Genomic DNA, 23012 nt, shown 5'->3' with positions numbered 1-23012 from the left:
GTGTCGCACATTCCCCAGAACCAGTCGCCCTTGTGAGGCGTCCCACGTTGTGTCGAACGGCCATGGGAAGCGGTGACGGCCCCGCGGTGTTGGAACCGAGGGACCGATCCCGCAAGCCATGACAGTCGACACGGAAAAGACGTGAGCGAGATGACGAGTACGGGCACCGAGCAGTTCACGATGTACACCACCCCCTGGTGCGGCTACTGCAAGCGGCTCAAGAGCCAGCTCTCCCGAGAGGGCATCACCGGCCGCGAGGTGAACATCGAGGAGAACCCGGAGGCCGCGGATTTCGTGATGAAGGTCAACGGAGGGAACCAGACGGTCCCCACCGTGGTCTTCAGCGACGAAACGGCCATGACCAACCCGTCCCTCGCTCAGGTGAAGAAGAAGCTGGCCGAGCTGTCCTAGGACGGATCGCGCGGACCGCCCGGGGCGGTCCGCGCGGCGGGCGCCCTCCCTCAGGGCGGACCACCCCTGGTCTCCGAAGAACGACTCGGCCGACACCGACGGACCCGAAACGACGGGGAGTGTTGAGTTGGGGGACGACGTGAGGCCTCATGACATAGCGGTCACCGACACGGTGGACGCCGAAGTGGTACGGCGCACCCCGAACGGGTGGCGTGTGGGCGACGGGCACGACGACCGCGAAGCCCCGGACCTGATCAGCGCCATGGTGCTGGCCGACCTCCTCACCTCCGAGGCGGGCGGGGCCCGGCCTCGTGCCCAGGCCCCCGGACGCGCCCCCGAGGGCGCCTCGGAGGTGGAACGCCTGAAGCACACCATCACCCAGTTGGAGCACGCGCTGCACTCGCGCGTCATCGTGGAGCAGGCGATCGGCGTCCTGTCCGAGCGGCACACGATGCCGCCTCGGGAGGCGTTCGAACGGCTGCGCTCCTCGGCGCGTTCCCGTGGGCGCAAGGTCGCCGACCTGGCCGGGGACGTGGTGGACAGCAGCACCAGCCCGCTGACCGTCCTGCCGGACGAGCTCACCACGGGACAGGGCTGACCGGATCTCCGGCAGGCCATGACCCGGGGCGAAGCCGCCACGGTGGGGCCGCGGTCCGTCCGTGACGGGGGGTCGGACGGCCCGCGGCCCCGTCGTGTCCGGCTCAGGGGCCGTCGATCAACTCGCCGCCGTACCAGCCCTCGATGAGGGTGCGGGCGATGGAGACCCGTCCGGGCAGGACGATCTCCCCGGCCGCGGTGGCCTCGGCCAGGGCCTCCCGGGTGAACCAGCGGGTCTCGGCGATCTCGTCGTCCGTGGGGCTGGTCCGCCCCACCGCCCGGGCGGTGTAGCCCACCATGAGACTGCGCGGGAAGGGCCAGGGCTGGGAGGACACGTAGACCGGTTCCTCGACGATCACCCCGGTCTCCTCCGCGACCTCGCGCGCCACCGCCTGTTCCAGTGACTCGCCCGCGTCCACGAACCCTGCCAGCACGGAGAAGCGGCGCGCGTCCCAGTGCGGATTGTTGCCGAGCAGGGCCTCCTCGCGCCCCTCGTGTTCACGGTGCACCAGCATGATCACCGCCGGATCCGTGCGCGGGAACTGTTCGGTCCCCTCCTCCTCACAGATCCGGACGTGTCCCGACCGTTCCATCCGTGTGCGCGCGCCGCACATGGGGCAGAAGCCGTGGGCGGCGTTCCAGTTGGCCAGGGCCAACGCCCGGGTGAACAGCCCGGTGTCGCGGTCGTCGAGGACCGCGCCGACGTCGCGCAGGGAGGCGGGCTCGGCCCCGGTGACCGCTCTCACCTCCTCGTGGGAGCGCACCGCGAAGTAGGCGTGGTCGCCGTCGTGGCCCAACAGGTACCGCTCGCCCTTCGGAGCGCGGTCGGGCGAGGTGAGGACCAGCCTCGGGTTCGGACCCGTGGTGACCAGGGCCCGTGTCTGTCGCGCTCTGAGCGCTCCGGGGCCGTAGCCTCCCGGTTCACCGCCCTCCAGGACCAGAACGCGCGTGTGCGGGTCGTTCCAGGCCTTGGCCGACCATTCCTCATCGCCTCGCAGATGCCCGGCGGGATCGACCGCGTTCCGGGAAAGAGCGGGTACCGCTTCGGAGTCCATGGGTCCTTCCGGCGTTCGTACTCGACATGACAGGTGTAACGCTTTCGAGGACCCCGCGCACTCCCCTTCCGCGGAACCGGGGGGAGTGCGCGGTTCACGCACGGTTCTTCGTGGTCGTACGCGGGGTCGGGCCCGGTCAGGCGTCCCGGGCCGTGCCCAGTTCCTCCCAGAGGTGGGCGACGCTCTCGGCGCCCTTCAGCAGCAGCGGCATCTCGACCTTCTCGTTGGGCGCGTGGATGCGGTCCTCGTTGAGGCCCACCGCCACGAACACCAGGGGCGCGTCGAGGATGTCGGCGATGTCGGCCTCGGGGCCGCTGCCGCCCTCGCGGGTGAACAGGATCTCCTTGCCGAACGCCCGTCCCATGGCGGAGCGGGCCGCCTTGAGCGCGGTGGAGGACAGGTCGGAGGCGCAGGCGCGCACGCCCGGGCCGCCGAACTCCAGCTCGGCGCGGATCCCCTCGGGGAGGGCGGCCTCCACGTACTCGCGGACACGGGCCTGGATCTCCAGCGGCTCCTGGCCGGGGACCAGTCGGAAGCTGATCTTGGCGTGCGCGGAACGGGGGACGATGGTCTTGCCGCCGGCCCCGGTGTGGCCGCCCCACATGCCGTTGATCTCGGCGGTGGGGCGCAGCCAGACCCGCTCCAGGGTGCTGTAGCCCTTCTCCCCCCACGCGGCGGTGGAGCCGGCGGTGGCCAGCCACTCCCGCTCGTCGAAGGGCAGGCGGGAGATGAGCTCGCGCTCCTCGGCGCCGGCCTCGACGACACCGTCGTAGAAGCCGGGGATCGCGATCCGTCGGTCGGCGTCGTGCATCCCGGAGAGCAGGTCGCTCATGATCTTGAGCGGGTTGGGAACCGCGCCGCCGAAGGAACCGCTGTGCAGGTCCCTCTCGGGGCCGTACAGGGCGATCTCGACGTCGGTGACGCCGCGCATGCCCACGCACATGGACGGGGTGTCGGCCGCCCACATCGTGGTGTCGGAGATGACCGCGACGTCGCAGGCCAGACGCTCACGGTTGGCCTTCATGAGCTCGGCGAAGTGCACCGAGCCGGACTCCTCCTCGCCCTCGATCAGCATCTTGATCGTGACCGGAGGGGCGTCGGCGCCGGAGACGGCCAGGGCGGCGCTCACTCCCAATGCGTGGAAGAGGACCTGTCCCTTGTCGTCGGAGGCGCCGCGCGCGTAGAGGGAGGTGCCCTTCTCCGTGGGGGTGAAGGGGTCGGTCTCCCACTCCTCGACCGGGTCGACCGGCTGGACGTCGTGGTGGCCGTAGACGAGCACGGTGGGCGCGGACGGGTCGGCGGCGGGCCACTCGGCGAACACGGCGGGCAGTCCGGGCGTCTCCCAGATCTCGACCGTGGGGAAACCGGTTACGGTCAGGTGGTCGGCGAGCCACCGGGCCGAACGACGCACGTCCTCATGGCGCTCGGGGTCGGCGGAGATCGAAGGGATCGCCAGCCACTCGCGCAGCGCGGTGAAGAATTCGCCCTTGTGGTCCTCGATATAGGCGCGTGCGTCCATCTGCCCTCACTCTTCTCGACATTCTCGTCCGCATCGACCTTAGGACCTGGACGAACCGGACGGTGACGCCCCTCCGTCGAGAAGGGGCGTCGAACGTCGATCCGGGTCAGCCGTCGGTGGCCTCGCGCCAGGCGTCGAGGTACTCGGACAGGTTGGCCTCGATGTCCTTCCAGTCGGGTTCGAAGATCTCGACGCCCTCCATGAGTTCGGCCAGGGCCTCGGCGTCCTCCCCGGTGGGCTCCACGTCGACGCGGGCCGGGAAACCGCCCGCGGCGGAGGAGACCTGCTCCTGGGACCCCTCGGAGAGCAGGAAGTCGATGAGGGCCCGTCCGTTCTCGTCGTTGGGCGCCCCGGTGAGCAGGCCCGCCGTGTAGGGCAGGGCGAAGGTCGTGGGGTCGCCGCCCTCCTCGGCGGGGAACCAGATCCCGAGGTTGGGCATGGAACGGGCCTGGGCGTAGTTCATCTGGACGTCCCCGTTGGCGACGAGCAGCTCGCCCTTGTCGACCTTGGGCCCCAGGGCACCGGTGGAGGAGGAGGGGCCGACGTTGTTCTCCTGGAGCTCGCCGAGATAGTCCATGGCGGGGTCGAGGCCGCCGAACCGGTGCATGGCCTGGATGAGGACCGCGGTGCCGTCTCCGGCGACACCGGGCGTGGAGTACTGGAGCCGCCCTTCGAAGCGCGGGTCGAGCAGGTCCTCCCAGGTCGCCGGTGGCTCGTCCAGCTCCTCGGTGTTGTAGATGAAGGCGAAGTAGTTGTCGACCACCGTGGTCCACTTGCCGTCGGGGTCGCGGGTCTCCACCTGGTCGGCGCCCTCGGGTTCGTACTCCTGGAGGAGGCCGAGTCCGTCGGCCTGCTGGATGAAGGGCGGCAGGGTCACGATCACGTCGGCCTGGGGGTTGGCGCTCTCCCGATCGGCGCGTTGGACCATCTCTCCGGACCCCCCTTCCACGTAACGGACCTCGATACCGGTCTCGGCCTCGAACTCCTCGAAGACCAGGTCGAACCAGCCGGTGCCGGCCTCGTCTCGCAGGCCGTCGGCGGAGTAGACGGTGACGACGTCGGTGTCGGCGGTGGCCCCGCAGCCGGTCATGGCGAGGGCCGCGGTCAGGGCGATGGGGGCGAGGGCGCGGACGCGCATGGTGTGTCCTCCGGGTGGGTCAGCGATGGCCGGCGCGGGTGCGCACCAGGGAGAGGGCGAACATGACGAGCAGGGTCGTGGCCATGAGGACCACGGCGAAGGCGGAACCGGTGAAGAGCGCGCCGCGGTCGGTGGCGGCGAAGATCCGGACCGGCAGCGGGGTCCAGTCGGGCGGGTAGAGCATCATCGTGGCGCTGAGCTCCCCCATGGACAGGGCGAAGCAGAGTCCGGTGGCGGCGCCGAGCGAGGGCAGCAGCAGGGGCAGGCGGACCAGGAACAGGGTGCGGGCCGGGCGTGCGCCCAGGGAGGCCGCGACCTGGCCGTACACCGGGTCGAGGCGGGCCAGGGCCGCCGACACCGACTGGTAGGCGAAGGCGGTGACCAGGACGGTGTGGGCGAGGAAGACGATCGTGTGGGTGCCGTTGAGCAGGACCGGCGGTCGGCTGAAGGCCACCAGCAGCGCCAGCCCCACCACGACGGTGGGCACCGCGACCGGGAGCATGAACAGGGCGTCCATGATCCGGCGGCCCCTGGGCCCCATCGACGCGGCGGAGAGCGCCGCCCAGGTACCGATGACCAGGGCGCAGACACTGGCGACCAGAGCGGTGACCACGCTGACGCGCAGGGCCTCCAGGGTCTGGGGGCCGAACGCCACCGCGTAGTTGTCGAGGGTGGGCCCCGAGGGCAGGGCGCCGCTCCATCCGGTGCTGAACGAGGCCGCCACGATGACGCCCAGCGGCAGCGCGAACAACGGCAGGAACAGGAGCGCGAAGAGCGCCTGGATCGCCCTGCGGGTGAGCCGGTCATGGACGAGCACGACGACCTCCGTCGGTGGGGGCTCCCAGTCGTGAGGTGAGGGAGCGGTAGAGCAGGTAGAGGCCGATGGAGAGCGTCGCGTTGATGGTGGCGACCACGCAGGCGGTGGTGTAGTCGGCCTCCAGGATCGCCGAACTGTAGACGAGCATGGGCAGGGTGACGACGTCCTTGGCCCCGGTGAAGAGGACGATCGCGAACTCGTTGAGGCACAGCACCAGGACCAGGGCCCCACCGGCGACGAGGGCGGGGAGGGCCTCGGGAAGGATCACCGAGCGCACGACGCGGGCGGGGCGCGCGCCCAGGGAGGAGGCGGCCTCCAGTTGGGCGGTGTCGATCTGCGCGAAGGCCGCCAGGAGCGGGCGCAGCACGAACGGGGTGAAGAAGGTGACCTCGGCCAGGATCACGCCCCACGGGGTGGACAGGAAGGTGAAGGGGCCCGAGTCGGCCCCGGTCAGATCGGTCCACATCCCGTTGGCCATGCCGACGGTGCCGTAGACGAACAGCAACGCCAGGGTGATGAGGAAGGACGGGAACGACAGGTAGGTGTCGATGAACCGACCGGCCGACCCGCTGCCCGGGAAGGGCACGAACGCGATGATCAGGGCCAGGACGAGTCCGAGGACCAGACATCCGACGGTGGAGCCGACCGCGATCAGGACCGTGGTGGTCAGCGCGGTGCGGAACCTCGTCGAGGACAGGACGTCGACGTAGGGCCTCGTGGAGAACCCTCCGTCCGGCCCGGTGAACGACTCGGAGATCACCGAGCCCAGCGGATACAGCACCGCCAGGGCCAACAGGACCACGGGCGGGATCGCCCAGACCCAGGCCGGTACGGTGATCCCCGATCGGACCGGGGCGGGTTCGGACGAAGGCCCGGTCGCGGCGGTGGAGGCGGTCCGGGGCGGGGCGAGGGCGCTCACGGTTCCTCCCCCACCGGGACCAGGACCGCGTCATCGCGGTCGAAGCCGAGCTCGACGGCGCCGCCGGGCCCGGGAGGCGTCCGGTGCCCGGCCAGTTCGACGGTGACGGACCGGCCGTCGACGTCGACGATGAGGTGGTGCACCGAGCCGCGCCAGCTCAGGTCGGTGACCGTGCCCCGAAGGGTGTGTTCGGCCGGTCCCAGGACGATCCGGTGCGGACGCAGGCACACCTGGAGTCCGGCCCCGTCGGCGGTGCCCGCGGGCAGGTCCTCCGGGGAGACCGGCAGTTCCAGACCGCAGACGCGCACCCGGTCCCCCTCCAGCCGGGCCGGCAGCAGGTTCGCGCTGCCGACGAACCCGGCGGTGAAGGCGGTGCGCGGACGATCGTAGAGCGCACGGGGCGTGTCGTATTCGCGGAGCCGGGCCCGGTCCAGGACCGCGACCCGGTCGGCCAGGGTGAGGGCCTCGCCCTGGTCGTGGGTGACGTGCAGGACCGTGAGGTCGGGCAGCTCCCGGTGCAGGCGGGCGAGTTCGTCGGTCATCTCGGCCCGCAGCCGGGCGTCCAGGGCGGAGAGGGGTTCGTCCAACAGCAGGACCTTGGGGCGGATGGCCAGGGCCCGGGAGATGGCGACCCGCTGTTGTTGACCGCCCGAGAGCTCGCGCGGGTAGCGGCGGGCGTAGGAGCCCATCCCGGTCATCTCCAGCGCCTCGGTCACCCTGGACGCCACCTCGTTCCGAGGGACCCCTTGCGCGCGCAGGCCGAAGGCCACGTTCCGTTCCACCCTCATGTGGGGGAAGAGCGCGTAGCTCTGGACCACCATGCCGACGCCCCGGTCGTAGGGAGGCAGGTCGGTGACGTCCCTGCCTCCCAGGTACACCCGCCCCGAGTCGGGGCGCACGAAGCCGGCGACGGTGCGCAGCGCCGTGGTCTTACCGGATCCGGAGGGACCGAGCAGGGCGGTGAACTCTCCGGGTTCGACGGTCAGGTCCAGGGAGTCGAGGACGGTGGTGCCGCCGTAGGAGACGCTCACCCCGTCGAGACGGATCCCCACCGGTCAGCCCTCCCGAGCCGCGAGCAGATCGGGCAGTTCGGCCACGGAGTCGAGCACGTGCCCGGCCCCGGCCAGGCGCAGGGTGGCGGTGTCGTGCGCCCCGGTCCGGACCCCGGCGACCACGGAGGCCCCGGCGTTGCGGCCGGCGCGCATGTCCGAGTCGGTGTCCCCGGCCACGGCGACGGCGGCCATGGAGGAGACCCGGGAGCGCAGGGCCGCCGTGAGGATCATGTCGGGGTGGGGGCGGCCGCGCCCGTCGACGTCGGAGGGGCACAGGGCGAGGTCGACGAGGTCGTTCCAGCCCAGGGCGGCGAGGATCCGGTCCTGGGTGTCCCTGGCGAAGCCGGTGGTCAGGGCGATCCCGCGGCCCTGGTCCCGGAGCCGGCGGAGGGCGTCCTCGGCTCCGGGCAGGGGTGCGCAGTGGCCCTCGTCGACCAGGCGGGCGTAGGCGGCCTCGAAGGCGGCGTTGGCCGCGTGGGCCCGCTCCTCGTCTCCGCCGGTGAGGTGGCGGAAGACGGTGATCTTGGACTCGCCCATGGTGGCGCGTACGTAGGCGAGCTGTTCGTCGGTGGCGTCGGGCAGCGCGGCTCCGAAGGCGCGTTCGACCAGGCCGTCGTCGGCGACGGTGGTCCCGGCCATGTCCAGGACCACCAGTTCGATCCGGGAGGGTCGGGGGTCGAGGAGCGCTCCGGTGCGGGTTCCGTGGTCGTTCATGGTCACCATCCCAGTTCGTCGGCGGTGGTCTCGGCGATGGCGGGGGAACAGGTCATGCCGCGTCCGCCGGGGCCGGTGACCAGCCAGGCGGAGTCGGCGACGGGGGCGCGGTGCACCACCGCGTCGGGGTCGAGGCACTGGGCGTAGACGCCGGCCCAGCGTCGGCGGATCGGGGGCAGGGGACGACCGAGGAGCCGTTCGACCACCCCGGTGAGGTGTTCGTAGGGGTCCTCGACGGTGTCGAAGGAGAAGGGGTGTTCGTACTCGTGGGTGTCGCCGATGGTCAGGGAGCCGTCGGCGCGCTGGACCATCAACAGCTGCATGGCGTGGTCCCGGGCGGTGGGCGGCTGGGGCTGCTCGGCTCCGAGGGCGTCCAGCGCCGGTCCCCGGTAGGCCGGGTAGTAGCGGAAGCTGTCGGCGTCCGCGACCGAGGTGGTGAGGGTCTCGCCCAAGGGCGCGGTCTGCATCATCTGGAGGCGGACCCGGCGCACGGGCGGATCGGGGACGAGTTCGCGGACCAGCCCGCCCAGCCAGGCGCCGGTGCAGAGCACGACCTGGTCGCCGTGGTGGAGGTCGCCGTGGTCGTCGCGGACGGTGCCGGGCGCCGGGAGGTCGCGGACCTCGCGTCCGGTCAGCAGGGTGTAGCGGTCGCTGCGGGCGAGCTCGGCCTGGAGTACGGCCTGGGCCACGCGGGGCTCGACCTGGGCGTCGCGTCGGCACCACAGGGCGCCGAGGAGGTCGCCGCGCAGGGCGGGGTTGACCTCGCGAACGCGGTCCGGCGCCAGAAGGCTCAGTTCTCGCAGATGCGCGTCGGGGCCCTCGACCGCGGCCTCGGCCACGGCGAGCTCGTGTTCGGTGGTCAGCGCGGTGAGCGACCCGGAGGGGCGGAAGCCCAGACCGGGAAGCCGTTCGCCGATCTCCTCCCAAAGCTCGCGGGCGCGCAGCGCGGTCTGGAGTTCGGGGCCGGAGGAACGGCCGCTGACCCAGACCAGACCGAAGTTGCGGACCGAGGCGCCTCGCGCGGCGGCCTCCCGTTCGATGTGGACGACCTCGTGCCCTCGGGAGAGGGCCTGCCAGGCGTGCATGGTGCCGAGAACGCCGGCACCGACGATGATCACTCGCATGCCCCGAGGTTCTCGGGCGCGGGTGGAGCGCTCGATGACCGCCGGGGACATCCGGGTGAACCGCCTTCGAACTCTGGACCAGACACGTGACCTTTCCGTTATCGAACGGTCCGGGTCGTGTCCCCGAGATCAGCCGAAGGTTCCGTCGACACCGGTCAGACGGGTGGTGAAGCTGAACCGGTCGCCCCGGTAGAGGGAGCGCACCCGTTCCAGGGGACGACCCCGGGCGTCCCGGGAGAGTCGGTGGATGAGCAGCATCGGCAGGGCCGGAGGCGTGCCGATGAGCAGCGCCTCGCGCGGGGTCGCCAGGACCGTCTCCAACCGCTCGTCGGCGTCGGCGAACGCCGTGCCCACCCGTTCGTCCAGGTAGGCGTAGAAGCTGGAGTCGGGGTCGAAGTCGACGTCCAGCCGGGGTACGCGTTCCACCGCGATGTAGGTGGACTCCAGACCGACCCGCTCGTCGTCGGCCCACAGCACCCGCTCCATGTGCCAGATCGGCTCCCCCTCGACCAGGCCCAGTTCCTCGGCCAAGGGTCCCGGGCAGGGCCAGCTGCGCAGGTCGACCAGGGTCCTCCCCGGGTCGAGGCCCTGCCTGCGCACGCCTTCGGTGTAGCTGGCCAGGGACAGGGGCTGTTCGAGTTTGGGGCCGGCGACGACGGTGCCGCGTCCTCGACGGCGCAACCGTCCTTCCAGGAGCAGGTCGCGCAGCGCCTGTCGCACCGTCTCCCGCGCCGCGCCGAAGCGCTCGGTCATCTCCCGTTCGGTGGGCAGCGCCTCCCCCTCGCCCAACCCGTCCACCAGCTCGGTGAGGAGTATGCGCACCGCGTAGTACTTGGGCACGCGACCGTGTTCGGGCACCCCGGCACGTACCGGGGCCCCGCCGTCCTGAGGGATACCTGTCACCGACATGCGGGGCATTCTCCCCCAGCCCGGTGAACGTCCGGGTGAACGGAGAGGGACCGACCGGCCGCCCCGGCCGCGTTCTCGCCCCGACCTTGGTGCGATCGAGGGATTCGCGAAAGGTCGCTCGGGAAACTCCGGCCTCAGGAACATCGACGTGAGGAGACGAACACATGGCCATCACCGGTGTCGAAAGGAACGACGAGAACCTCACCTTGACGGTGGTCGCGGACTATCCGGCCCCCGTCGAGGAGGTCTGGCGGCTGTGGGCCGACCCGCGTCGTCTGGAGCGCTGGTGGGGCCCGCCGACCTACCCCGCGACCGTGGAGGAGCACGACCTGAGCCCGGGCGGCTCCGTCACCTATCTGATGACCGGCCCCGGAGGGGACCGACATCGCGGCTGGTGGAGGGTGGTCTCGGTGACGGAACCGACCTCCCTGGAGTTCGTCGACGGGTTCGCGGACGAGGACGGGACCCCGTCCGAGAACCTGACCAACACCACCCACGTGGAGCTCCTCGAGCACGACGGCGGCACCCGGATGGTGCTCCGTTCGACCTTCGTCTCCCGCGAGGACATGCGCAGGCTCATGGAGATGGGCATGGAGGAGGGACTGCGGGAGGCCATCGGCCAGATCGACGCGCTTCTCATCGAGTGAGAGGCGATCCTCCCGTTCGGGCCCCGAGGGAACCTTTCCGGTGGTAGGAGACTCAGAGGGACCGGGGGCGGGACAGGCCCGTCCCCCAAGGAGTCCGGGAGGAAACCCCATGGCCATCACCCCCTCTGAGGCGATCGACGCCAGGTTCGGTCACCTGTTCGACGTTCTCGACACCGACGACGACAAGGTCGCCACCTGGGACGACTACCGCCGGCTCGTGGAACGCTACATCTCCGGTTACAGGCTGGATCCGGAGGAGCGCAAGGCCCGGGCCCTCGACTCCTCCTACCAGGCGCTCTGGCAGGAGCTGCTGCGACGTTCGGACGAGACGGGGGTTCGTCTGGAGCGCGAGCGGTTCGTGGCGGCCATGCGCGCGGTGTCGGAGGACCGCAGCCGGCACAACGCGGTCGAAGGCGTGGCCGAGGCCGTCTTCGACCTGCTGGACGAGGACGGGGACGACCGGATCTCCCTGGAGGAGTTCCTGACCTACGCGGACGTCCTGGGCGCTCGTGAGGAGGACGCGCGGAACCGGTTCGCGCACGTGGACACCGACGGCGACGAGCACATCAGCCGGGAGGAGTTCGTGCTCTCGGCCCGTCAGTACCTCTTCGGCGAGGACATCGAATCCCCGGGCGGTTTCGTGTTCGGCGTGGTCTGAGACCTCGGGGCGGCGGGGAGTGGTCTCCCCGCCGCCGCTCACTCCGGTTCGGGCAGGGCGGTGAAGAGGGCCGCCAGCCCCTCCGCGTCGAGCAGGTCGACGGGACGGACGGTCTCGTCGGCCCGAACGTAGTGGAAGGCCGCGCGGACCTCCTCCGGCCGCACCCCGACCAGGTCGGCCCAGGCCAGCCGGTAGGCGGCCAACTGCACCCCCACCGCGTGGCGTTCGGCCCGGTTGCCCGGTGGGCGTCCCGTCTTCCAGTCGACCACGTCGTAGGTGCCGGTCTCCGGGTCGTGGAAGACCGCGTCCATGCGCCCTCGGACGAGACGGTCGCCGATGACCGTCTCGAAGGGCACCTCCACCTCCAGCGGCACACGCGAACCCCACTCGCTCGCTTCGAACATGCGCTGGAGTTCGGCCAGGTCCTCGTCCTCGCCGGCGGTCTCGTCGGCGGCTCCGGGAAGCTCGTCGAGCAGGGTGGCGTTCTGCCCGAAACGCCCCTCCAACCAGGTGTGGAAGGCCGTCCCCCGCCGGGTGTGCGGGGCGGGCGGTCGCGGGAGCGGTCGCCGGATCTGTCGGGCCAGCGCCGAGGGGTCGCGGGCCAGCCAGACCATCGAGGAGACCGACAGGTGGTCGGGCAGTTCCACCTGGACGGGCCCCTCCCCCGGCCCCGAGGCGGCGCGGTCGCGGTGGGCGAGCAGCAGTTCGGTGTCGCGCTCCCAGCCCCTGAGCCTGCGACGCAGCACCTCGGGGGCGTTCTCGGGAAGGACCCGATCTCCCTCCCTGATCCTCCGACGAGCGCGCTCGACCAGTTCGGCGCCGACCAGGACCCTGGCACGACGCTCCTCGGCGGGGTTCCGAGCCCCTGAGGCGGGGGCGACCTCGACGGTCGACCCCTCCGCCTCGACCGGGGACTCCGGCGGCCACACGGCCGTGGTCTCCTCGTCGGCGTGCGGGTTGGTCTCCTCCGGATCGGGCGGGGGCGCCCAGGCCACCACCGGTCCGGCGCCCCGCTCACAGGCCTCGCGGATCTCCTCCAGGAACACCGAGGGGCCGCGCGGCGTACTGCCGGTGCGCCCCCACCAGTGGCCGGTGCACACCAGGGCGTAGGAGGCCCGGGTGACCGCGACGTAGGCGAGCCGCCGCTCCTCCATCAGGTGGCGGGCCTCCTCGGCCTCCTTGAATCCGGCGATGTCGTCCTTCTCCACCCCTCGCAGGACGGGCAGGCTCGCCCGGTCCCCGCGCAACGGGTAGGGCAGCATGTGGTCGGCCTTGAGCCAGGCCAGGGGGTCGCGCGCCTTGGCGGGGAACAGCGGGGAACGCCGGCCACCGCTGACGCCGGGGACGAACACGACCGGCCACTCCAGGCCCTTGGCCCCGTGCATGGTCATGAGCTTGACGCTGTCGGAGCCGCCGACGCGTTCGCCGGGGCTGAGCGCGCTCTCGTTCTCCTCCGCGGCGTTGAGGTAGCCGAGGAAACCGCCGAGGGTGGGGTCCTCCGAGTTGCCGACGAAGCGGACCGCGTGGTCGACGAAGGCGTCCAGGTCGGCGCGGGCCGACAGCGGGTCCCGGTTGGTGCGGGAGCCCACCTCGATGTCCAGGCCGAGCGTGCGCTCGACCTCGGTGATCAGGTCGGGCAGGGGCTGGCCGACGAGCCTGCGCAGGGAGCGCAGCTCCTCGGCCAGGCGGCCCAGTCTCTCGTAGGCGACCTCGGAGTAGTTCTCGGCCGGCCCCGGGTCGTCGACGGCGTCGACGAGGCTGCCGCTCTCGGCGGTCAGATCCAGCACGGTACGACGCAGCAGGTCGTCGGTGTCCTCACCGCCGTCCTCGGAGGCGGCTCCGGTCAGGTCCCTGCGGGTGTGCCGGGCCAGTTCGGTCGCGCGGGCGCCCAGGGCCGCCAGGTCGCGCGGGCCCATCCGCCATCGGGGCCCGGTGAGCAGACGCGCCAGTTCGTTGCCGGCCGAGGCGTCGTGGACCACCCGCAGGGTCGCGATGATGTCGCGGACCTCGGGCACCATCATGAGGCCGCCCAGACCGACGACCTCCACGGGGATGTCCCTCGCCTCCAGGGCCTCCCGCAGGGGCGGGAACTGTGAGCGCTTACGGCACAGGACGGCGATGTCGCCCGGACCGATCGCGCCGTCGGAGGCGCCACCGAGCTCTCCGTCGGGCCAGACCCGCCCGTCCGGTGCGAAGACCGGGCCGCCGGGATCGTCGGCCGTGGCCCTGACCAGCCGGTGGACCTGGTCGGCGATCCACTCGGCCTCCTCCGTCTCGGTGGAGAACAGGGCGGCCATGGCGGTACCCCGATCACGTCGGGCGGGGCCCGGGTGCAGGACCGGAACGTCCACGGCCTCGGCCCTCAGCTCCTCGGAGACGCGCTCGGCGACGTCGAGGACGCGGGCGCCGTTGCGGAAACTGACCGACAGACGCCGCACCGGGGCCGGGTTCCCCGGAGAGACCGGGAAGTCGGTGGGGAAGCCGGTGAGGTTGGCGGCGATCGCCCCGCGCCATCCGTAGATGGACTGGCAGGGGTCGCCGACGGCCGTGACCGGATGCCCCTCGCCGAACAGCGCGCGCAACAGTACGAGCTGGGAGTGACTGGTGTCCTGGTACTCGTCCAAGAGCACCACGCGGTAGCGGCCGCGTTCCAGCAGCCCCACCTCGGGATGGTTGAGGGCGATACGGGCGGCCAGGGCCATCTGGTCGCCGAAGTCCATCGCCTCACGAGCCCGTTTGGCCCGGTCGTACAGGTCGACCAGCGGCAGGAGTTCCTCGCGTCGGCGCTGGGTCGAGACCAGTTCGCGGGTGGGCGCCGTGGGCTTGCGGCGCATGGCGTCCACCTGGGACTGGATCCAGCGCCCCACCCCGCGCACCCGGTCGGTGGTGGTCAGGTGGTCGGAGATCTGCCCGGACAGGTCCAGAACTCTCCGTGTGACGGTGTCGGCGCCGACGTCGACGTGGTCCATGGGACCGTCGTACTCGCCGACGATACGAGCGGCGAGCTGCCAGGCCTGCCCCTCGCTGAGCAGTCGCGAGGTGGGCTCGACCGCCTCGCGCAGGGCGTGATCGGCCACGATCCGCCCCGCGTAGGCGTTGTAGGTGGAGATCGTGGGCTCCCCGTCGAGTTCCTCCTCGGGGAACTGCTCGGTGGAGCGCAGCTGCTCCAGGCGTTTGCGCACGCGTTCGGCCAGCTCGGCCGTGGCCTTGCGGGTGAAGGTCAGACCGAGGACCTGTTCGGGCCGCACCAGACCGTTGGCGACCAGCCAGACCACACGTGAGGCCATGGTCTCGCTCTTGCCGGAGCCGGCGCCGGCGATCACCACACCGGGTTCCAGGGGGGCCGAGATGACCTGGGCCTGCTCGATGGTGGGCTCGGGACGCTTGAGCAGGCGGGCGAGTTCGGCGGGGCTGAAACGGGGGCGGGGGCCGGGGGTCTCGGGGGTGGGGGCGGGGTTGGGTTCAGACATGTCTGCCCTCGTCCTGGACCGGACAACAGGCGCGTACGGCGCACGCGTTGCATCCGATGTTGCGGGTGGCGGCGAAGCGGGAGCCCCCCATGCCGGTGGCGACCTCGTGCACGAGGGTCTTCGCCCAGCCGGGATCGGGGTCCTCGCCCAAGGGGGGCTGGACCTGTTCACGCGCCTTCTTGCTGAACGCGGCGGCACCGACCTGGACCAGCGCGGCACCGCCGGGCTCGAACAGGCCGAGCTTGGCGAAGGCGCCCTGGAGCACGGCCATCTGGTAGACGCCGAGCTGGGGGTGGCGGGCCAGGTCGTCGGCCTTGGAACCGCCGGTCTTGATGTCGACGACCACGGCACGGCCTTCGGAGTCGCGTTCGAGACGGTCGACGCGGCCGGTGATCTCGATACCGCCGACGTCCACCTTGAACCCCTCCTCGGTGACGACCAGTTCACGGTCGTTGAGGGCGTCCCAGGTGACGAGCTTCCGGATCATCTCGTCGGCGCGGTCGCGCTGTTTGTCGGACTGCCAGGGGCCGCCGAAGTCGAGGTCGGACCAGATCTCGTCCATGCGCTCGCCGACCTCCTCGGCGTCGCCGCCCTGGGCGACCAGGACCGCGACGGCGTGCACGATGGTGCCCAGGGCCGAGGCGGAGTCCCCGGAGGAGGCCCCGGCGGCGCGTTCGAGCAACCAGCGGAACTGGCAGTTGGTGAAACTCTCCACCTGGGAGGGCGAGACCCGGATGGTGTCCTCCGGGTCGGCGAGGGGACGATCGTCGCTGAACGGGGTGAGGGCGTACCACTCGGAGGGGTCGGCGCCCCGCACCCCCTCCTCCGCCAGTCGGGCCAGGTGGGCGGCGGAGGCCTCGCGCAGAGGGCCCGGCGCGTCGGGGTCGGTGACCACCGAACGCAGGTCGGCGACCAGGGCGGGCAGCGACAGCCAGCGCCGTCCCGTGCCGACCGGCTCCGGGTCGCCCAGTCCCATCTCGTTGAGGAAGCGGGAGGGACGTTCGTCGGACTCCTCCCCTCCCACACAGGTGACGTAGAGGGTGCGCCGGGCGCGTGTGAGCGCCACGTAGAACAGACGGCGCTCCTCGGCGAGGAGTTTGGAGGCCAGGGCGGCGCCGCGCGAGTCGGCGTGGAGCCCCTGGGAGTCGACCAGCTCCTCGACCCCGAGCAGGGAGCCGCGCAACCGCAGGTCGGGCCAGTCGCCCTCCTGGGCTCCGGCCACCACGACCAGGCCCCACTCCAGTCCCTTGGAGCGGTGGGCGGTGAGGATGCGCACCGACTCTCCGTCGGGGGCGCGTTCGGCGAGGCTGTCCCCGGGGATCTCCTGCGCGGCCAGATCCTCCAGGAAGCCGTCGGGGGTCCCCGGCGGCAACCGGTCGCAGTAGCGGGCGGCGCTCTCGAACAGGGCGACGACGGCGTCCAGGTCACGGTCGGCCGCGGCGCCGCGACGCCCTCCGGCCAGGCTCGCGCGCAGCAGGCGGTCGGCCAGCCCACTGGCGCGCCACAGTTCCCACAGGACCTGTTCGGCGTCGGAGCCGCCGGCGGCGAGCGCGCCGACCGTGCGCAGGGCCTCGGCCACGCGCACGGCCGGGGCGGCGATGACGGGGTCGATCAGGGTGAGCCGGCCGGGGTCGCGCAGGGCGTCCACCAGAAGTCGGGTGGAGGGGCGGTGTTCGGCCTCCTCCGTCTCCCCGTTCTCCCTCGCCTCCCGGACCCGGTCCAGGTCCAGCCTGCGCAGGGCGCGGGTCAGCCGGCGCAGGCGAACGGTGTCGGCCTCACCGAAGGGGCTCGTCAGGAGTTCGCGGGCCGCGTCGTCGTCCAGTTCCTCCGGGCGCAGGCCGTAGCGGATGAGGGCGAGCATGGGGCGGACGATGGGCTCGGCCGCCACGGGCAGGTCGTCGGCGCCCACGGCCACCGGGACCGAGGCCGCGGTGAGCGCTCGGCGCAGCACGGGCAACTGCCGGCTGGAGGAGCGCACCAGGATCGCCATGTCCGACCACGGGACCCCGTCGATCAGGTGGGCGCGACGCAGGAGGTCGGCGATGACCGCGGCCTCCTGGGTGGGACTGTCGGCCATCAGCAGACGCACCTCGCCGTCGGGGATCCCCTCGGCGGGTGTCAGGTCGCGGTGGGCGTTGACCCGCCCGCGAGCGGAGGCCACGGCGGGCAGTCGACGGGTGATCGCGCGCGAGGCCGCCAACAGGGCGGCGCCGCTGCGTCGGCAGGTGCGCAACGCCACCACCGGGGCGCTCTCCCGCCGGAGCGTGGGGAAGCGTTCGGGGAACTCCAGGATGTTGTGGACCTCGGCGCCGCGGAAGGCGTAGATGGACTGGTCGGGGTCTCCCACCGCGATCAGATCACGGCCGTCCCCGGCCAGGGCGCGCAGGAGCTCCTCCTGGGCGGGGTCGGTGTCCTGGTACTCGTCGACGAACACCACCTCGTGGGCGGCCCGTTCGCGGTCCTGCACCTCGGGGTCCGAGAGCAGACCGGCCGCGATCCGCACCAGCTCCGCGTAGTCGAGGGTGGGCACGGGGGCGACGTCGAAGCGGCCGTTCATCCGGTCCAGGAAGCCGGCGGCGGCGACCCAGTCGTCACGATCGCGTTCGGCCCCCATGGCGGCGAGTTCGGCGGGGCCCAGTCCGCGTTCCTGGGCGCGCATCATGAAGTCGCGCAGCTCCTCGGCGAAGCCGCGCGTCTCCAAGGCGGGATGGAGCCGTTCGGGCCAGTCCCGGGCGCCGTCGGCCAGCTCCCAGGAGAGGAGCTCACGGATCTCCATCAACTGTTCGGGGCCGGAGAGCAGCCGGGGCGGCAGGTCGCCCATCCGCTGGAACTCGCGTCGGATGAGCGCGTAGGCGTAGCTGTGGAAGGTGAGGGCCAGGGGTTCGCGGGTGGTACGACGCAGCCGTCCGGTGATGCGCTCGCGCAGTTCCTGGGCGGCCTTGCGGCTGAAGGTGAGCACCAGGATCCGGGAGGGGTCCACCCCACGGTTGTCGATGCGGTCGACGACGGCCTCGACGATGGTGGTGGTCTTGCCGGTCCCCGGCCCGGCGAGGACCAGGAGCGGCCCTCCGGGATGCTCGACCACGAGCCGCTGGTTCTCGTCCAGCACCGGTGGCGGCTGCACCCGGTGGGCACGCCGCACGAGACGGTACGGGGATGTGTTCACCTCACCAGTTCACCAGAGTCGGACGACCATCCCGAACGACCCCGGCCGGGTCGCCTACCTCGTCAGGCCCCGGAACCGCCGTCCCATCGGGCTCGTGTCATATCGACCCGATCGCTCTGAGAACGCATCGGCGTGCCCTCCGCCGCGTAGTGGGAGCGGGCCCGCACCTCGTGTCCGGAGGCCGGCCGACCGTCCGAGCGCACCACGCGCCACCACGGCACTCCTCCGCCCCAGCGGGACATGACCGAACCCACCTGGCGCGGGCCGCCCCGGCCCACGTACTCGGCGATGTCGCCGTAGCTCATCACACGGCCCGGCGGGATGGTCTCCACCACCGCCAGGACCTCCTCGGTGTACTCGTCGGGCACGTCGTCCGTCATGGGGCCGAGCCTAGCCACCCCCGACGACAGGCGTGCCCGGGTTCCCCGCTCCGCCGGAGCCCATGACGAAGGGGCCGTCCTGGAAGGGGACGGCCCCGCTCGCGTCGCGGCGCGGGTCAGGGCGTTCTCGTGGTCACCCCGGCGTCGTGGTGGTTGTTCCAGGCCAACTCCGGGTGTCGCTTGTGGGTCTTGGCCGCCATGACCACACCGAACACGCCCAAGGCGATCAGGAGGCCGCCGCCCACCCACGCGGTGATCGCGGCCGCGAGGATGTGGGTGAAGCCGAGCAGCCACGGCAGGACGAACAGCACCACCCCCGCCGCCAGGACGCCGAGCTCGCTCGCGATCGCGGCGGGGCGGGTCAGCGACAGCACCGCGGCGAAGATGGTCCCCAGCCCCAAGAGGAAGAACATCCCGCCGGAGAACCCGTACATTCCATGCCAGATCCAGCTCAGGCCCACGGCGAAGCCGAGGACGATCGCCGCCCAGTCCGCCCGGCGTCCCTTGTCACGCATCACTCCACCTCCCACGACGAGGGCGCGCGCCGGTCGGCGCGGCCACCCATGTGAGGTTTGTACCCACTTGCGTAGTTTTCAGGGACGCGGGGCCGTGAACGCGTCCGGGCGGCACGGGAGACCCGTACCGCCCGGAGGGAGCGTGACCTAGTAGGAGGGCAGGCTCGGGTCGACCTGGTTGACCCAGGCCAGCACACCGCCGCCGACGTGCACGGCGTCGGCGAAACCGGCCGCCTTCACCGCGGCCAGCGCCTCGGCCGAGCGGACGCCCGACTTGCAGTGCAGGACGACGCGCTTGTCCTGGGGCAGGCGCTCGAAGGCCTTGCCGTTGAGGAACTCGCCCTTGGGGATCAACGTCGCGCCCGGGATGCTGACGATCTCGTACTCGTTCTTCTCGCGCACGTCCACGAGGAAGATCTCGTCGGGCTTGTTGTCCAGGAGGTCCTTGAGCTCCGGCGCGGTGATCGTGGAGTCCGCGGCGGCCTCGGTGGCCTCCTCGGACACGGCGCCGCAGAAGGCCTCGTAGTCGATGAGCTCGGTGACCGGCTCGGTCTCCGGGTCCTTGCGGACCTTGACCTCGCGCCAGGTCATCTCCAGGGCGTCGAAGATGAGCAGACGGCCCACCAGCGGGTCACCGATACCGGTGATCAGCTTGATGGCCTCGTTGACCATCACCGAGCCGATGGAGGCGCACAGGACGCCCAGGACACCGCCCTCGGCGCAGGAGGGGACCATTCCGGGCGGCGGCGGCTCCGGGTAGAGGTCGCGGTACTGGGGCCCGTACTCGTTCCAGAAGACGCTGACCTGACCGTCGAAGCGGTAGATCGAACCCCACACGTAGGGCTTGTTCAGGATGACGCAGGCGTCGTTGACCAGGTACCGGGTGGCGAAGTTGTCGGTGCCGTCCAGGATCAGGTCGTAGTCGGCGAAGATCTCCAACGCGTTGTCCGACTCCAGACGATCCTGGTGCAGGACGACCTCGACGTTGGGGTTCACCTCCTTGATGCTGTCCCGGGCGGACTCGGCCTTGGGCCGGCCGACATCGCTCTGGCCATGGATGACCTGGCGCTGGAGGTTGGACTCGTCGACGACGTCGAAGTCGATGATGCCGAGCGTGCCCACGCCCGCGGCCGCGAGGTAGAGCAGGGCCGGGGATCCCAGGCCACCCGCCCCGACGACCAGCACCTTCGCGTTCTTCAGTCGCTTCTGGCCGTCCATCCCCACGTCCGGGATGATCAGGTGACGCGAGTAACGACGCACCTCGTCCACGGTCAGCTCGGCGGCCGGTTCGACCAGCGGCGGCAGCGACACGGTGACTCCTCATGTCTGTTCGGGTCGCCTCGCATCCACACCCGTACCGAGGGGAGCCCGCGGAGGGCGGGGCGGCGCGCGAAGCGTCTTGCACTCATACCCAACCTAACGGGTGGGGTATTCCATTCCCACCCCGGGGAGGAGTGGTCCACGTCGCTCCACGCGCACCCCCCGTCGAGCGGCCTCGGTGAGGGGCTTCCCGGAGGAAGGGGGGGCGGGTGTCGAGAGGCACCGAAGGGTGGAGTAACGGTAGTGTCACGGGTACGGAGACGACGTTGGGGAGGACCCCGTGGCATCTTCCGATTCCGACCGGAGAACGGGCGGACGCCGCCCTGAGAACGACGACCCGACCACCGATGTGCCCGAGGCCGACGCCGCCGAACAGCGCACCCCCGCCGGGTCCGACGAACCCGGCGACTGGACCGAGGGCGCGGCCCGCGGCACCTTCGACGAGGCCGACGAGGCCGACGTGATCGAGCAGTCCATCGAGGCGGGCGAGGAGGACGAGGAGGAGCGCCGCTGACCTCCTCATCCGCACCGGCCGACGACATACGCCCCCGCCGCCCCTGAGGACGGCATTCGCCCCGTGCCGCCCACACGGAACCTACGCGGGAGTAAGATGAGGGACGACCTGCGGGCCGGGCCACAGATCACAGGCCGCGTCCGCAAGCACTAGCCACGCAGATGCCCGGTCAACGGCGTGCATCTGCCATGCCGAGTTCGGAGGGTGTGGGTGTGACAGCTCCTTCAGACGCCCGCGCCCGGGGTACCCGCTTGCCCCGGGTCAGGCGCCGTCGCCAGCTCCTGGCCGCGGCTCAGGAGGTCTTCGTCTCCCGCGGATACCACGCGGCGGCGATGGACGAGATCGCCGACCGCGCGGGGGTCAGCAAACCCGTTCTGTACCAGCACTTCCCGGGGAAGTTGGAGCTCTACCTGGCCCTTCTGGAGGAGCACTCCGAGGCCCTGGTCGAGAAGCAGCGCGAGGCGCTGGAGAGCACCGACGACAACCGTCAGCGCGTCACGGCGAGCTTCCAGGCCTACTTCGACTTCGTCGCGGGCGACGGCGAGGCCTTCCGGCTGGTCTTCGAGTCCGACCTGCGCAACCTCCCCGCGGTCAGAGAGAAGAGCGAGCAGACGTTCCGGCGTTGCGCCGAGCTGATCGGCGAGGTGATCCGTCAGGACACCAGCATCTCCGACGACGAGGCCCACCTGCTGAGCATCGCCCTGGTCGGTATGGCCGAGACCAGCGCCAGGTACTGGCTGAACAACGAGGGCTCGATCCCCAAGGACGCCGCCGAGCAGCTGGTCGCCCGGCTGGCCTGGCGCGGCATCAGCGGCTGGGACCTGACCCGCTCGGCCGAGGAGGACGGCTCCTAGCCTCTCCCTCGCGAAGACGACACCCCCGGACGCCCACGCGCCCGGGGGTTCTTCCGTTCCACCCCGAGGAAGAACACGGATCGCGAATTCTCCCATCTTGAAAAAGGGAATTCACCCAGCTCTCCACCAAATCCTGATAAAGGCCATGCAATCACCTCGAGGTATTGCTGACAAACGGTTCGAAACTCCCTCGACGGGTATCGCGAAACTGAGAAGTAACGAGCTTCTCTTCGCCGTATCCGCTCGACTCCGGCCACCGGAATCACGGGCGGGACCAGCGATTCGGGGGTGAAGACGTATGGACATCGGGCAGGGTCTGATGAGCGCCTGGCAGTCGATAGCGGGCTTTGTGCCACTGCTGCTGGGCTTCCTGGTGATCCTCGTTCTGGGCTGGATCATCGCCTGGTTCGTGGGCAAGGGGGTCGCCAAGGGACTCCACGGCGTCGGGCTGGACCGCGCCCTGCACCGCGGCGGTGTGGGCCACTACTTCGAGCGCAGCCGCTGGACCGCCAGTGAGCTGGGCGGGAAGATCATCTACTACGTCGCGCTGCTGTTCGTGTTGACGCTCGCGTTCAACGTCTTCGGGCCGAACCCGATCAGCACGCTGCTCAACGACGTCATCGCCTGGATCCCGCGGGGCATCGTCGCCCTGGTGATCGTCGTGGTGACGGCCATGATCGCCAAGGCCGTCCGCGACCTGATCGACGGGGCCCTGGGCGGACTCTCCTACGGACGCCTGCTGGCGAACATCGCGGCCGTCGCGATCGTCGCCCTCGGTATCATCGCCGCGCTGAACCAGATGGGCGTGGCCGTGGCCGTGACCCTGCCGGTGCTGATCACGGTGCTGGCGACCATCGGCGGCATCCTCGTCGTCGGTGTCGGCGGCGGTCTGATCAGGCCGATGCAGTCGCGGTGGTCCCGCTGGCTGGACGTGGCCGAGCGCGAGACCAGCCGGCTGAGCGAGGAGAGCAGCTACCGGGCCGGGCGCGAGGCGGCCATGAACCGCCCCGGGGCCAGGGCCGAGGAGGAGACCGCCGAGACCAGGGAGGAGAGCTCCAGCCTTCCCGGGCAGCGCGGGACCGGCGGCGAATCCACCCCGTAGCCGTCGGGTCCCGCACGTTCCCACCCGTCCGGGAGGAACGCGAGATCGGCGGACTCGGGAGCACACGAAAAGAGGGCGGGGCCCGGCGGCCTCGCCCTCGTCGTGTGTCCCGGACCGAGCTCGGACGTCTA

The 23012-nt window shown here is 71.2% G+C and carries 21 protein-coding genes; 7 read left to right on the top strand and 14 right to left on the bottom strand.

Annotation, left to right across the window (positions count from 1 at the left end; translation table 11 throughout):
* Positions 1-150: 150 nt before the first annotated feature.
* Positions 151-411, top strand: a complete 261-nt coding sequence (locus U9J66_RS11115; RefSeq protein ID WP_026124808.1) for a mycoredoxin — start codon at positions 151-153, stop codon at positions 409-411.
* Positions 412-583: 172 nt separating this feature from the next.
* Positions 584-1009 carry an ANTAR domain-containing protein gene (locus tag U9J66_RS11110; protein ID WP_017533482.1) on the top strand — a complete coding sequence of 142 codons (426 nt, stop codon included), beginning with the start codon at positions 584-586 and terminating at the stop codon, positions 1007-1009.
* A 103-nt stretch (positions 1010-1112) separates the two neighbouring features.
* Here the strand turns inward: U9J66_RS11110 and nudC are convergent, their stop codons facing one another.
* From nudC to U9J66_RS11065, 9 genes are all read right to left on the bottom strand, one after another.
* Complete coding sequence (gene nudC, locus U9J66_RS11105) at positions 1113-2063, bottom strand: NAD(+) diphosphatase (protein ID WP_017533481.1); 951 nt, start codon at positions 2061-2063, stop codon at positions 1113-1115.
* A 136-nt stretch (positions 2064-2199) separates the two neighbouring features.
* Complete coding sequence (locus U9J66_RS11100; protein WP_326337629.1) at positions 2200-3582, bottom strand: dipeptidase; 1383 nt, start codon at positions 3580-3582, stop codon at positions 2200-2202.
* Between the two features lie 106 nt (positions 3583-3688).
* Positions 3689-4720 carry a 2-aminoethylphosphonate ABC transporter substrate-binding protein gene (locus U9J66_RS11095; protein WP_014908849.1) on the bottom strand — a complete coding sequence of 344 codons (1032 nt, stop codon included), beginning with the start codon at positions 4718-4720 and terminating at the stop codon, positions 3689-3691.
* A gap of 19 nt (positions 4721-4739) precedes the next feature.
* Positions 4740-5537, bottom strand: a complete 798-nt coding sequence (locus U9J66_RS11090) for an ABC transporter permease (protein ID WP_161110579.1) — start codon at positions 5535-5537, stop codon at positions 4740-4742.
* Complete coding sequence (locus U9J66_RS11085; RefSeq protein ID WP_161110580.1) at positions 5524-6456, bottom strand: 2-aminoethylphosphonate ABC transporter permease subunit; 933 nt, start codon at positions 6454-6456, stop codon at positions 5524-5526. Before U9J66_RS11085 ends, U9J66_RS11090 begins: the two co-directional genes overlap by 14 nt.
* Complete coding sequence (locus U9J66_RS11080; RefSeq protein WP_161110581.1) at positions 6453-7508, bottom strand: ABC transporter ATP-binding protein; 1056 nt, start codon at positions 7506-7508, stop codon at positions 6453-6455. Before U9J66_RS11080 ends, U9J66_RS11085 begins: the two co-directional genes overlap by 4 nt.
* Before the next feature lie 3 nt (positions 7509-7511).
* A complete protein-coding gene (locus tag U9J66_RS11075) occupies positions 7512-8222 on the bottom strand; it encodes a phosphonatase-like hydrolase (RefSeq protein ID WP_042283234.1) in 711 nt (236 codons plus the stop codon).
* A 2-nt stretch (positions 8223-8224) separates the two neighbouring features.
* On the bottom strand, positions 8225-9340 hold the full coding sequence (locus U9J66_RS11070; protein ID WP_036567759.1) for a TIGR03364 family FAD-dependent oxidoreductase: 1116 nt from the start codon (positions 9338-9340) through the stop codon (positions 8225-8227).
* Between the two features lie 135 nt (positions 9341-9475).
* Positions 9476-10264, bottom strand: coding sequence for a GntR family transcriptional regulator (locus tag U9J66_RS11065; RefSeq protein WP_161110582.1), 789 nt, complete (start codon positions 10262-10264; stop codon positions 9476-9478).
* Between the two features lie 155 nt (positions 10265-10419).
* On the opposite strand from U9J66_RS11065, the gene U9J66_RS11060 reads away from it, so the two are divergent.
* Positions 10420-10902: an SRPBCC family protein gene (locus U9J66_RS11060; protein WP_042283105.1), complete on the top strand. Its 483-nt coding sequence runs from the start codon at positions 10420-10422 to the stop codon at positions 10900-10902.
* Between the two features lie 109 nt (positions 10903-11011).
* Positions 11012-11560: an EF-hand domain-containing protein gene (locus tag U9J66_RS11055; protein ID WP_017533471.1), complete on the top strand. Its 549-nt coding sequence runs from the start codon at positions 11012-11014 to the stop codon at positions 11558-11560.
* A 38-nt stretch (positions 11561-11598) separates the two neighbouring features.
* Here U9J66_RS11055 and U9J66_RS11050 read toward each other — a convergent pair whose 3' ends face one another.
* From U9J66_RS11050 to moeZ, 5 genes are all read right to left on the bottom strand, one after another.
* Positions 11599-15030: an ATP-dependent helicase gene (locus U9J66_RS11050; RefSeq protein ID WP_326337628.1), complete on the bottom strand. Its 3432-nt coding sequence runs from the start codon at positions 15028-15030 to the stop codon at positions 11599-11601.
* On the bottom strand, positions 15023-18172 hold the full coding sequence (locus U9J66_RS11045; protein ID WP_187294574.1) for an ATP-dependent helicase: 3150 nt from the start codon (positions 18170-18172) through the stop codon (positions 15023-15025). The genes U9J66_RS11050 and U9J66_RS11045 overlap by 8 nt, the downstream gene beginning before the upstream one ends.
* 86 nt (positions 18173-18258) lie before the next feature.
* Positions 18259-18576: an MGMT family protein gene (locus U9J66_RS11040; protein WP_326337627.1), complete on the bottom strand. Its 318-nt coding sequence runs from the start codon at positions 18574-18576 to the stop codon at positions 18259-18261.
* A gap of 116 nt (positions 18577-18692) precedes the next feature.
* Positions 18693-19091: a hypothetical protein gene (locus U9J66_RS11035; protein WP_017533468.1), complete on the bottom strand. Its 399-nt coding sequence runs from the start codon at positions 19089-19091 to the stop codon at positions 18693-18695.
* Positions 19092-19238: 147 nt separating this feature from the next.
* A complete protein-coding gene (gene moeZ / locus U9J66_RS11030; RefSeq protein ID WP_014909009.1) occupies positions 19239-20402 on the bottom strand; it encodes an adenylyltransferase/sulfurtransferase MoeZ in 1164 nt (387 codons plus the stop codon).
* A 289-nt stretch (positions 20403-20691) separates the two neighbouring features.
* On the opposite strand from moeZ, the gene U9J66_RS11025 reads away from it, so the two are divergent.
* The 3 genes from U9J66_RS11025 to U9J66_RS11015 all read left to right on the top strand — a co-directional run bounded on the left by U9J66_RS11025 (position 20692) and on the right by U9J66_RS11015 (position 22881).
* Complete coding sequence (locus tag U9J66_RS11025) at positions 20692-20925, top strand: hypothetical protein (protein WP_326337626.1); 234 nt, start codon at positions 20692-20694, stop codon at positions 20923-20925.
* A 212-nt stretch (positions 20926-21137) separates the two neighbouring features.
* The gene (locus tag U9J66_RS11020) at positions 21138-21779 is read left to right on the top strand and encodes a TetR/AcrR family transcriptional regulator (protein WP_026124803.1); all 642 of its coding nucleotides are present in this window, start codon (positions 21138-21140) and stop codon (positions 21777-21779) included.
* A gap of 298 nt (positions 21780-22077) precedes the next feature.
* Positions 22078-22881: a mechanosensitive ion channel family protein gene (locus tag U9J66_RS11015; protein ID WP_017533467.1), complete on the top strand. Its 804-nt coding sequence runs from the start codon at positions 22078-22080 to the stop codon at positions 22879-22881.
* Positions 22882-23012: the final 131 nt, after the last annotated feature.

Origin of the sequence: Nocardiopsis sp. LDBS1602 (assembly GCF_035818715.1) — a bacterium.
GTDB classification, from domain to species: Bacteria; Actinomycetota; Actinomycetes; order Streptosporangiales; family Streptosporangiaceae; genus Nocardiopsis; species Nocardiopsis alba.
This window is presented reverse-complemented; position numbering and strand designations above follow the sequence as displayed.

Coding starts and splice junctions, on each gene's coding strand:
- U9J66_RS11115 (WP_026124808.1), top strand. CDS start 151: ATGACGAGTACGGGCACCGAGCAGTTCACGATGTACACCACCCCCTGG.
- nudC (WP_017533481.1), bottom strand. CDS start 2,063: ATGGACTCCGAAGCGGTACCCGCTCTTTCCCGGAACGCGGTCGATCCC.
- U9J66_RS11100 (WP_326337629.1), bottom strand. CDS start 3,582: ATGGACGCACGCGCCTATATCGAGGACCACAAGGGCGAATTCTTCACC.
- U9J66_RS11095 (WP_014908849.1), bottom strand. CDS start 4,720: ATGCGCGTCCGCGCCCTCGCCCCCATCGCCCTGACCGCGGCCCTCGCC.
- U9J66_RS11075 (WP_042283234.1), bottom strand. CDS start 8,222: ATGAACGACCACGGAACCCGCACCGGAGCGCTCCTCGACCCCCGACCC.
- U9J66_RS11065 (WP_161110582.1), bottom strand. CDS start 10,264: ATGCCCCGCATGTCGGTGACAGGTATCCCTCAGGACGGCGGGGCCCCG.
- U9J66_RS11060 (WP_042283105.1), top strand. CDS start 10,420: ATGGCCATCACCGGTGTCGAAAGGAACGACGAGAACCTCACCTTGACG.
- U9J66_RS11055 (WP_017533471.1), top strand. CDS start 11,012: ATGGCCATCACCCCCTCTGAGGCGATCGACGCCAGGTTCGGTCACCTG.
- U9J66_RS11050 (WP_326337628.1), bottom strand. CDS start 15,030: ATGTCTGAACCCAACCCCGCCCCCACCCCCGAGACCCCCGGCCCCCGC.
- U9J66_RS11040 (WP_326337627.1), bottom strand. CDS start 18,576: ATGACGGACGACGTGCCCGACGAGTACACCGAGGAGGTCCTGGCGGTG.
- U9J66_RS11035 (WP_017533468.1), bottom strand. CDS start 19,091: ATGCGTGACAAGGGACGCCGGGCGGACTGGGCGGCGATCGTCCTCGGC.
- U9J66_RS11015 (WP_017533467.1), top strand. CDS start 22,078: ATGGACATCGGGCAGGGTCTGATGAGCGCCTGGCAGTCGATAGCGGGC.